Genomic DNA, 11,947 nt, shown 5'->3' with positions numbered 1-11,947 from the left:
TAGATTATTAATTTGTTGTTTGAGGTGTTGTTGCCGGCGCAGGAACTGGAGCCTGACCTTCGTCATATTCCGTTTCTTTTAGGTCTTCGGTTTGTTTACCCAATCTAACTATTGGATTGTCCTTTGTTCCGGTAACCTTAATCGGAATTCCAAAAAGTCCGAATGGCGGCAATCCCAATCGCATTTTGATATTTAAATTTCCATCGAAGCTGGTTTGTCCTTCAATTCTTGGACGAAATCCAGCCACTTTGAATTTAAATCGTTCAATGTTAATGATGTTATTTTTAATTTTGGTTTTGATGTCAACCTGAGACAAATCAGGATTTTTCATTGCATCTTTTCCTGTTTTTCTGCTGACGGCACCAAACATTTTAAAGCCTTTCATTTTTACCTTTTTCACAGAAAGCGTTCCGCCACCAACAAGCGATGGATAAATAGGCTGCATATTTCCGTCCAGTTTTCCGGCTACTTTGTAATCTAATGAAATAATTCCTTCTGCATTTTCGGCAGCCGAAGCCATTTCACGGAATAGTTTCACTTCTTTGTAAGCACGTTTTACATCAAAGTCTTTGGCTAAAATCTTGAAATCAAAATTGGCTCTATTTGGTGTTTCGCTTCCGTAAACAATATCCATTTTAACATTGCATCCAACAACATTAAAACTGTTGTTTTTCAGTATCAGTTTGCCTTGATTGATAAGCATATTTCCGTTTATCTTTTCTAAAATCAAGTCCTGAAAGTTTACCTTATCAGCGACAGCGTGAAACTGTAAATCGAAATTATTTGGAATAACGATTACTCCTGTTTCAGTTGGCATCGTTGGTCCTTGAGTATTAGCTTTAAGGACATCAGGAAAGGCAGTTTGATTTGTTGAAGCCGACATGAATTCGTCACAATTTATAAAGCTCGATTGCAATGCAAAATTCCCTTTCAGAATGGCTTTATCTGTCAAAACAAAATCGATTACGTTTTGCAGATAACCGTTCATTCTAAAATCGGATTGCCCATAATTGGCAACGAAATCATTAAAATTCATTTTGTCCTGATTAAAAACAAACGTTCCTTCTTTGATGATAAATGGTTTTGGCAAATATTCCGAAGTAGTTTTAATGTTGCGCAGTTTCAGCGTTCCGCTATTGTGAAGGTTTTTATAATTGCCTTTCATCGCGTCGTTTTGAGAACCTTTGAAAGAAACATCCGCATTGACATAACCTTCTAAATCCAAACCTTTGCGGGAGAATACTTTATAGATTTTGGCCAAATCCAATTCGCCCTTGGCTTTAATATCGTAGTTGATATTGTCGAAATTTTTCAATTTGGCATTGACAAAAATTGGTTTTCCTTCAAATTCAAATGAAGCCGGAGTGATGTTTATTTTTAAATCCTTGGTCGAACCTTCCGTATCTAAAATGGTCGCTAAAAGATTGATGTTCTTTATTGGATTTGGATAATAAATGGTTTTAACGTAACCGTTTTTCAATGCTATTTTTCCATTCGTTACGGGAATTTTATTGTGCTTCTTGTCATAAACTCCGTTCGATTTTATGTCCATATTTAAAGCACCACGCAAATCCATGTTTTGCAAACCAAAGGCTTTGTTCATTTTTGCCAAATCAATTTTGGATTGAATTCGGGCGGCGATTTTTGGTTTAGATACCCCAACTGTTTTGACAATAGCCTTGAAATAATCTTTATCGACATTGAAGAAGATTGAATCGAGATTTACTTGTAATTGTTCTGTATCCAGCGATGGCAATTTGGCGTCAAAATTCAAAAAGATATTCGATGCCGGAAATGGTGCATCGTTATAATTGATATAGCCGTCACGGATTTTCATATTGAAAGCCAAATCGGGTTTTTGATTTATGGAAGCGATATATTTTCCTTTTAGAGTAAACGATAAATCGGTGCTTCCTTTTACTTTCGATTTGTCGAGCCAAGTGACATAATTTGGAGGCAATGCCGTGAAAAAATCCTTAAGATTACTGTCTTCCGATTTGATATTAAAATCCATTTCATACCCATTACTCAGGAAATCAAATTTTCCTTTGAACTCAACAGGCAGTTTATTGATTTTTAAATTATTTTGTTCAAAGACAAATGCCAGTGAATTGGTGTTGATTTTGGTAATCAAATCAGCATTTACTTTTTTGTTTTTCAGATACTGTTCGCCATCGTACGCAAAATCAAAATCTTCGATATCGGCTTCAGTATATAAATCGAAAATGGCTTTGTCTAGGTCACCGTTTCCAACATAATTAAAACCTTTGGCATCGATGAGCATCTTTGTTGACTTATCATCATATACGATATGACTGTCTTCGATAGCAATTTTCTCAAGTCGCAAAGAAGAACTTGAGCTGTCTTTTTTGGTGGATTTATCATCAGAATTATAGACATTATAATTGGCTTCTCCTTTTTCATTGACTTTTACATTTATCAATGCATTGGAAACATAAATCTTGTCGATGTTTACTTTTTTATCAAACAATAATGAGCTTAGATTTATTCCGAAAGCCACTTCGTTGGCTGAAAGTAATGTTTCTTTTTTATAGGGTGCGGAACCATTTAGAGAGAAATCGGTAAGTGTTAATGTCAATGACGGAAAGTGATTGAAAAAGGAAAGATTGGCTTCTTTAAAATTTAATTCTCCGTTTAGTTTATTATTGGCAAATGATTTTACTTCTTCGGCAATTTTACCCGGAAAAAGAATAGGCAGGATAAATAACAATGCCAAAATAATTCCAAATGAAATTCCTGTAATTTTTAAAATTCTGACAATCACTTTTTTCATACTACAAAACTACCATTCTAAAGTTTTTACAGCAAATGATTTTGTTTTATTTTACACAAAAAAAGCCACACAAATAGGTGTGGCTTATAAACAAACTAATTATTACTAACTCTAACCTTATTATTGTTTAATTAATTTCATTGATTTAGAACTATTGTTACTATCAATTGCTTTTACTAAATAAACTCCGTTACTCAAATCACTTACATCAAACTGATAATCTTCAGAAGGAATACTTTCAAAAGATTTAACTTTTTGACCTGTTATAGAATAAACTTCTACTTTAGCAACTTGTCCTTTAATACTGAAGCTTCCATTAGTAGGGTTTGGATACAAACTTACTGTATTGATAAGGTTGAAATCATTGTTCGCTAAAGTTGTCGGTTTATTTCCATAAAGCCTGAAACCTCCCGGCTCAATAGAAATACTTTGCGTTGTCGATGTTACTTCGATTGTTGAATTATCCATCAGGTTATACCAAGTTCCAATAAAAGGGAAACCTCCTGAAGTTACCAAAGTATTATTTGAAAAATTAGTTCTGACAAAAGCATAACTCAAAGCTGCTGTTTGTGAAGTACTAGTGTAAACATCTAATCTTGGAGTACCAACGGTAGCTAAATTCCATGCATAGGTCCCATTTTCGAAAACATTTTCATTTATTTTTAAATCGATTAGTTTAGACCAAGTGTTATAAACTGCACCTCTGTTTGTATCTCCTAACCAGTTTTCAACCCATTGAGGTTGTGGTTTTGTATCTAATTTACAATCCGGTGCAGAGAATGAAACATTTCCTGCGTTACAGGTCCAAAGTGAATCGTCCCAACCAAGTTCACCAAAATGCCATATCATTTTTGGCCCCGGAACTAATAAATGAATAGCTCCAATTGCAGGCAATCTTTGCAAAGCTTTGGTAAGATCTCCAAATGTTTGGTTGGCTCCACCATCATGTATGGCTTTATACATTAATCTCTCTTCGTCATGGCTTTCCGCATAACCAACAAATCTATTTGAAGGATCTGTAACTCCGGAAACATCACCAAAATTACCTTTCATGATATTTGCATAGCCGTCCGTTATTTTACGCCATTGCATAATACCTTTTACATCACCTGAACGTAAATAATTTGTCCATTCTACTTCTTCATCATAAGAACCACCATTACCTAAGTGTTCAAAAATAACTAAGAAATTTGGATCAAGTTCCCACTGTTTATCAGCATACCATTTTAGTTTAGCAACTCTATCAGAACGGTATCCATTAGTACATGTTTCCTGGCCTCCTGATACTGCTGGCGGACATTGATTTGTAAATCCTTTTGTTAAGTCCCATCGGAAACCATCAACTTTATAATCCTGTATCCAAGTCTGAATAGTTCTAACTGTGTAAGTATTCGTTAAATTATCCGGTTCTCTAAAATGATTTAAATCGGTACCAACATTGTAAGAGTGCATTGCATCCTGATTGCAATATGGATTTTCAGCAGAAACTTTGTAGCCTGTTCCGTTTGACCAACCGTCATTATCGGTATCCAACATCCACATTCTTTCGAGTGGTGAACGACCAAAAACGTGATTTAAGGCCAGGTCAAGAATTACAGCGATACCATTTTGATGACATAAATCAATAAACTCCTTTAGTTTAGCAGGAGGTCCATATCTTTTGTCGGCTGCCATATGAAAAACGGTATTATAACCCCAGCTTTCATTTCCTTCAAACTCCATTACAGGCATTAACTGAATGGCATTTATTTTAAGATTTTTAAAATAATCTATTTTATTGATTAAATCCTGATAGGTTCTATTGGCATCAAAATCCCTTACCAAAGCTTCATAAATTACTAAATCTTTTTTCTTTGGCTTGACAAAATTTGTTGTTGCTGTGCTCCATGTATAATTCCACCATGCTGTTGGACCGGTTTGCAAAACCGTAACTTCTCTTTCCTGACCCGGTGCTATAGTAGCATAAACCGGTAATCCCGGATATACACCTAAGGTTACGATTTGTGGATCATCAAAAGGAGATAATACTAAAGTAGAAAATGGATCAGCAGTTTTAACAACCGCAGGAGAGTTGGCCGGACGACTTGTTACATCGCAAACCCAATATTGGTAAGCATATGCTTGCCCTGGAGTTAATCCTGTAATCTCTAACCAAAATTTCCCTGTTGTTGGGTCTTTTTTCATGGCATGTGATGCAGTTGGCTGCCAATTGTTGAAACTACCTGCTACATATATAAAGTCTTTATAAGGTGCATTTAATACCAATGTTGCTTTTGTAGCATCGGCAGCATCATAGTTTATTCCATCTAACTTTCCTGCAGGTAATGCCTGTGAAATTATACCAGGATTGAATATATAGCTAAATCTTTTGACAATTGTTGTTGCACCCTGTGTACACTCTAATGTAAATACTGTATTTTGTGTTACTAATGGCCCCGCAGTAAAGAAAGTAGTCGTTGTTGGACCACTAACTGTCACTCCGTTTGCTTTCAAAGTATATGTTGCTGCTCCACCTGTATTAGATGCTACAACACTTGCATTAGTACTAGTAGAAATTATAGTATTGCTGTTTTCAGTTGGTGATGATAATGTCATTTGAAATGCTCCCACATTAAAAATATTATCATTTGTTTTTTTATCTCCGGAACCATCTTTAGCTTTTACTAAAAAACCCATTTTTCCAAAAACAGTATTGTTGTAAAAAGTTTGAGGAATAAATGTTATGGTATAAGTATCTGTACCAGAATTATAAGTTAACCTATTAGCTTCAGATGAAGCTGTCCAGGTTCCATTGGTAGGACAATCGCCAAGGGCATTACCATTGACATCCTGCATCCATGCCCAAAGATAAAGTGCGTTCCCAGTAACTCCCCAAGTAGCTTCATTAATCTGGCTTCCCTGAACAGTTATGGTAATACTCTGATTTCTCTCAAAAGGATTTGGAGTAACCGTAGGTGTAATTGTCTGAACCTGAGCGTGAGAAGCAAAAGTTGAAAACAATAGTAGTAGAAATATTTTTTTCATAGTGTTCTTTTTAAAAAAACATTCCCCGCCAAATAATGACGGGAAATATTTTTAAAATTTATTTTTTAAGTAGTATATTAATTTGGTATTAAACGCAAATTATAGTTTGCAGAATTTCTTAAATCTACTACTATTTTATAATTCCCGGCAGCCGGAACTTTCATATTTTGACCGCCAAATTTTATCTTATTTGGTGAAGTAGCTTGTAAGGTTTCAGTATCTGCTAACAAAGAACCCAATTTTTCGGACCAGTCATCTTTAGTTCGAATCAGAAATCCGTCAGCTCCTACTACTAATGGCAAATCTATAGTATACATTCTGAAATACGGAGAAGTTGGATCTGTCTCAAAATTCAAATAGGTTGGTGTTCCCCAACCATTCGGGGTTGCATCACCAATAATTGCTACCTGACGTTTTCCAACAGTATACTTGTTCAAATTCCAATCAACCGTAAAGAAATAGGTACCAGCACCATCTGCAGGTTTTATGTCTTTACCACCTGTATGAATTAAATCTGTAAATGAATTAGGGTTTTCAGTTATATCCCCTTTATCATTTGTCCAGGTTGTATCTTCAGTAAATTTAAACGCTGGTGTTGGATTGTTCATCCAAACAAAACCTTCGTATTTACCATCTCCTGATTTGGAAAATAATTTTGCAGCGTTATCTGGTGCCCAATCAGCGTAAGTACTTGCTGCTCCATAGTTACCCGGCACATAAATTCTATCGAATTCATCAAAGGCATCATAAGCAGTTATCGTAACTGTTGCTTCTTGAGATTTAGCATTTAGATTAACCTCAGAAGATGTTAATTGATTATTAACTACTGCATAAACTCTAATCTTGTAGCTAGTTGCCACACCTATTCCGCCCGGATTAGCTGCAAGAACTAAATTATTAAATTCTCTAACTTTAAGTGACTTTTCGAAAGATGCACCGGCAACTGAACTAAAGTTACCTAAACTAATAGATGCGTTTAGCGTTTGGTCATCTGAAAACGAATCGGTAGACTTAACCATTTGCAGTTTATAATTCGTTGCAGCCGGATAATCAAAATCTGCTGATTCCCATTGCACAACTACTGCCTCATCATCCGCTGTTGCAGCCGTTAATACAAACGTGCCATCTAACGGAGCTGACAATACAAAATCATCCGCTGATTCCTTCGCCACTGGATCTTTACTATCCTCTGTACAAGAATACAATCCAATAGTTATAAAGGTGACTAAAAATGCTTTTCTAATTATATTTTTCATAATTATATATTTTTTTTAATTAATTATATCCTGGATTTTGTGTCAAATTCGGATTAGCATCTAATGCTGTCAAAGGAATAGGGAAAACATTATAAGTATCCGGAATTGAGGTTCCGTTTAATGTATTTCCTTTCCATGGCCATAAGTATGAACCTCCGGTAAACTTGCCAAAACGAATTAAGTCTGTTCTTCTTACTCCTTCAAAGTTTAACTCTCTTCCTCTTTCATCTAAAATGAAGTCTAGTGTCAAATCAGCCTGTAAAATTGAGGTCGCATTACTTCTGTTTCTTACTTCATTAACATAAGATAAGGCTTGTGAAGCTGAACCTCCCGTTGCTCCTCTAACCACACATTCGGCATACATTAAGTAAGCATCTGCTAAACGGAATAATGGGAAATCGGTATTTGAAAAACTTGTTGGAGTTGATGGTCCTGTAGCATTTGAATTTCTAAATTTAACACTAGGATATCCATTTGTCCATACTTTGTAATCCGTCATCTCGAATGTGTGACCCGCTGTCCAGAAAAGTTGACCTCTTACGTCAGGGGTTGTTGTTATATCTCCATATAAATTGTACCAGGCTTTAGTTGCTCTATGTCCACCCCAACCATCAGTAGCTCCAAAAAAGCTCAATGGCATTGTTTCAGAATTTAAATTACCATTTACTAAATAAGTAGTATTACCATAACTTTGACTTGAAACTGCATCAGCAATCAATGGGAAAATAATTTCCGGCGAAGTATTGTTGTCTGCTGAGAAATTATGAACGAAGTTTGGAGCTAAAGTATATCCTCCTTCAGTTATTACCTTATTAACGTAAGTAAGAGCATCGTTGTATCTTGCTGTACCTGTATATACCACAGCATTTAGATATAATCTTGCTAACAACATTCTGGCAGCAGACTTATTAGCTCTTCCATACTCATTATGATCCGGCAAAGTGCTTTCAATAGCTAATAATTCAGACTCCACATAATTAAATAGTTCTGTTCTGGAAGCTTCAGGTAAAGCTCCTGTTGTTCCATAATTTTCCGTCGTAATTAAGACACCTTTCCCAAAACAATCAATCATATAATAATAAGCCAACGATCGTAAAAAACGTAATTCGCTTATATACAATTCCTTATCCGGACCACTAGTTTGATTAAGAGCAACTATTAAGTTAGTTGTCTGAGGAACTGTGTAATAAACTCTGTCAAATAAATATCTGAAAAATTTATTGTTTTGAGTCCAGTTAGAGGTTGTTGTCAATTGGTCAAGACCATCATCTCCCCAACGGTTTTTCATGTCGTCGGCAGTAAAATCCTGTAAGTTGATAATCCCTCTTAAGAATCCTGTTTCTCCGGCATCGTTTGATACGATGTCCGAACTTCCCGGGCCTGAAGGACCGGTTAATGCAAAAGTTGCATACATTTTTGACACTAAACCTTTAGCTGCTCCAGGATTATTCTGAAGCAAATTGTCCAAAGTGTCGCCAATCAACGGTTTTTGATCCAACTCACTGGAGCAAGAAGCCATTACAAAGAGTATGGCAACTACGGTTAATTTTCTAAAATTTGTTTTCATATTTTTCATAGTTTTTTTAAAAATCGATGTTTACACCCATATTAAATGTTCTTGGTCTTGGGTAGAAATCTGTCTGAATTCCAGTAAAGCTTTCAGGATCCTGACCTGGATATTTTGTTAAGACAAATAAATTGTTAACTCCAACAGATAAACGTAATGAACTTGATTTGTATAATTTATCAAATTTGTATCCTAAGGAAATGCTTTCGCAACGTAGGAAAGTTGCATCATGAATGAAATAATCAGAAACAACTGAATTATCCTGTATTGTAGTAAATGGCAAATAACCACTCAAAGCATTATTAAGGTTTGTACTTTGCCCTGGCAATACTTTTTCTTTATAACCAAATTGATAATCCGGGCTATTGTATACATTCCCACCTAACTGCCCTCTGAAACTTGCATTAAAATCAAAGTTTTTGTAGTTGAATGTAGTTCCAAAACCAAATGTCCAGTTTGGAGCCATAGCTACATAATATTTATCTCCGTCATCAGTGATTTGACCATCACCATTTCTATCAACGAATACATCCGGAATAGGGTGTCCTGCGCTATCATATACTTGCTCATAAACCCAAGCAGAATTTGGCTGCTCACCTACCGCATGATAAGTTAATGTTCTACCAATACCAGGTAATTTATTCAATTCAATTCTTGAAGTACCTTTTAGCTCATCAACATTTCCAATATTGTAGGATACGTTACCATTAACGCTCCAGTTCATGTTATCTGTTGATAATAATTTCACTGTAAGATTGGCCTCAACTCCTTTTCTCGATAATGTCCCCGCATTATCAATAAAGCTGTTTGTTAAAAATTGTCCCGGAGGGAAGTTAACCAAAGCCAACAAATCAGTTGTTTTACTGTAATAAACATCAATGCTACCTGTTAACTTGCTATTCTTAAGGATATCGAAATCCAATCCAACGTTATAAGTAGCTGTTTTTTCCCAAGTTAAATTTGGATTATAAGGGTCTATTGAAAATGTTCCAATACCCGGCAAATACTGCCCTTGAGCACTACCTATAGTATAGGTTGGTATATATGAATAATATCCTGCAAAAGCTACGTCTCTAAAGTCACTATTACCCGTGAACCCATAACCTAATCTTACTTTAAGATCATTAACACTAGATGAGTTTTTTAGGAAACTTTCTTCCTTAACTTTCCATGCAAGGGCTGCTGATGGAAAATAACCCCATCTGTTGTCTTTTGGAAATAAAGATGAAGCATCTGCTCTTACTGAAAAGCTGAACAGGTATTTATCTAATATATCGATATTTGTTCTTCCAAAATAAGACTCAAGAACCATTTGTCCATAATATCTTCTATTTGGATTGTTTGCAGATGGAGGATTAATCTCTCTAAGACCACTATCAACATTGTAACGGTATTCTGTTTTATTTCCATCTAAAACAAAACTTTGGTAGTTGTGCCCACCCTGTACTTCAAATTTGGTAACAGTACCTGTTAATTTTTTTGAGTAAGCTAAGTAAGCATCCACAGTTTTATTCATTATTGTTTGATTCTCTCTATAATTTAACCCAGGATTGAAAACATAGTTGGTAGAAGGAGTTGATCCAATAGTAGTTCTTGTCTGATACGTTTCAAGCGCATTATTAGAAAATCTTTCTTCAATGTTAGATTGTGAGGCTTCCATGCCTAAGTTAAGAACTGCTCTCAATTCTGGTAGGAAAGGCATTTTATAATCGAACTCAATATTACCTAAGAACTTATCAATACTCTCAGGTCTGTCTCTCTGATTCAGTCTTGCTACCGGATTATACGCACCCTGAAGCAAATATCTTCCATCCCAAGATGTACTGGTAGGATTATTCGTTTCTTGAAAATATCCAGCAAATCTATTATCCGGGCTATCTCCATATACTGGTTTTGTAGGATCCATGTTCAATGCAGCATAAGTAACCGAACCAACATCAATAGCATTTTTCTTTGAACTAAATCCTTTAGCGTTAAGGTTAACTTTTAAATGCCCATCAAGATATGTTGGAGATACATTGAAACCCGCAGAAATTCTCGAATAATCATTGGTCTGAATTAATCCTTCTGTTTTATTATATCCTACAGAAGCTCTAAATGGTACGTCACCAAATATCGCAGCTCTTACACTAAAATTATGATCCTGGCTGAATGATTTTCTGAAAACAGCATTCTTCCAATTGGTATCATACAAAATTCTACCTTCTATTATCCCTACTGTTGCAGGATTATCTATTGTACTATCCGGCAAATTAGGGTCATCAATACCTAATCTATTAGTGTACTGAGGATAATTTGTTTCAATAAAAGATGTAAATTCATTTGCATTCATAACATCAACTGTTTTTCCAACCTTCCCAAAAGAGAATACGTTAGAATAACTAAATTTAGGAGCTCCTGATGAAGACCCTTTTTTGGTTGTTATAATGATAACACCATTCGAAGCTCTTGAACCATATATAGCAGTTGCAGACGCGTCTTTCAAAATAGTAAAAGACTCAATGTCATTTGGATTTACCAAAGACAATGGATTAGACTGACCTGCAGCCAATTTATTGTCAATCTGAACGTTATCAATAATGATTAACGGACTTGATTGTGCACTTAAAGAAGCACCACCTCTAATTCTAATATTTGGCGGAGTGTCTGGCTGACCACCATCATTGGTGATTCTAACTCCAGCCACTTTACCAACAAGCAACTGATCGGCCGATACAATAGCACCTTTATTAAAATCCTTAGCTGACACTACTGAAACTGAACCGGTAGCATCTTTCTTCTTAACAGATCCATAACCCACCTGAACTACTACTTCTTGTAATTCGTTTGCGCTTTCAGCTAAGCTAATTGATACCGTTTTTTGTCCTGTGAACGTAATGGTTTCACTGTTATAGCCAATAAAAGAAAAGACAACTTTGTCTCCGCTTTTTAGGCCTGCTAACTGGAATTTTCCATCAAAATCTGTTGTAGTACCACTAGTGGTTCCTTGAACGTTTACATTTACTCCTGGAAGTGGCTGATTTGATTTTTTATCAATTACAACTCCACTTAAACTGCTTTGAGCCAGTACGCTAAAAGGCAGTAATAAGAATAAAAATAACAACTTTTTGTAAATTGTTTTCATACATTTTGTTTAGGTTAAAAAAATAATTTTGTGCTTGTATTTTTACTTCGAATGTTAAATTTATGTAAAAAATTCAATTTATAGAATATACAGTTGTTAAATGTCCTCCGAAAACGTTTGCGTGTTGAAAACTTTTTAGTTTTTACAATTAATTAACGCTAAAATTGATAGAATAAAAAATA

At 35.3% G+C, this 11,947-nt stretch carries 5 protein-coding genes; all 5 read right to left on the bottom strand.

Annotated features, from left to right (window positions below):
• Positions 1 to 7: 7 nt before the first annotated feature.
• Positions 8 to 2,794 (bottom strand): AsmA family protein, encoded by a 2,787-nt coding sequence (locus GS03_RS04815; RefSeq protein WP_136151433.1) that lies wholly within the window; start codon positions 2,792 to 2,794, stop codon positions 8 to 10.
• 120 nt (positions 2,795 to 2,914) lie between these two features.
• Positions 2,915 to 5,818 carry an alpha-amylase family glycosyl hydrolase gene (locus GS03_RS04810; RefSeq protein WP_136151432.1) on the bottom strand — a complete coding sequence of 968 codons (2,904 nt, stop codon included), beginning with the start codon at positions 5,816 to 5,818 and terminating at the stop codon, positions 2,915 to 2,917.
• Positions 5,819 to 5,895: 77 nt separating this feature from the next.
• The gene (locus GS03_RS04805; protein ID WP_136151431.1) at positions 5,896 to 7,074 is read right to left on the bottom strand and encodes a SusE domain-containing protein; all 1,179 of its coding nucleotides are present in this window, start codon (positions 7,072 to 7,074) and stop codon (positions 5,896 to 5,898) included.
• A gap of 19 nt (positions 7,075 to 7,093) precedes the next feature.
• A complete protein-coding gene (locus GS03_RS04800) occupies positions 7,094 to 8,641 on the bottom strand; it encodes a RagB/SusD family nutrient uptake outer membrane protein (protein WP_246034178.1) in 1,548 nt (515 codons plus the stop codon).
• Between the two features lie 16 nt (positions 8,642 to 8,657).
• A complete protein-coding gene (locus tag GS03_RS04795; RefSeq protein WP_136151429.1) occupies positions 8,658 to 11,765 on the bottom strand; it encodes a SusC/RagA family TonB-linked outer membrane protein in 3,108 nt (1,035 codons plus the stop codon).
• Between the last annotated feature and the right edge of the window lie 182 nt (positions 11,766 to 11,947).

It is taken from the genome of Flavobacterium sangjuense (assembly GCF_004797125.1).
Classification (GTDB): domain Bacteria; phylum Bacteroidota; class Bacteroidia; order Flavobacteriales; family Flavobacteriaceae; genus Flavobacterium; species Flavobacterium sangjuense.
Note: the sequence above shows the minus strand (reverse complement) of the source record. Positions and strands in the feature narration are given on the sequence as shown.

Bases quoted from the DNA above. Each gene is read 5' to 3' on its own strand.
- GS03_RS04815 (WP_136151433.1), bottom strand. From the start codon at position 2,794: ATGAAAAAAGTGATTGTCAGAATTTTAAAAATTACAGGAATTTCATTT.
- GS03_RS04810 (WP_136151432.1), bottom strand. From the start codon at position 5,818: ATGAAAAAAATATTTCTACTACTATTGTTTTCAACTTTTGCTTCTCAC.
- GS03_RS04805 (WP_136151431.1), bottom strand. From the start codon at position 7,074: ATGAAAAATATAATTAGAAAAGCATTTTTAGTCACCTTTATAACTATT.
- GS03_RS04800 (WP_246034178.1), bottom strand. From the start codon at position 8,641: ATGAAAACAAATTTTAGAAAATTAACCGTAGTTGCCATACTCTTTGTA.
- GS03_RS04795 (WP_136151429.1), bottom strand. From the start codon at position 11,765: ATGAAAACAATTTACAAAAAGTTGTTATTTTTATTCTTATTACTGCCT.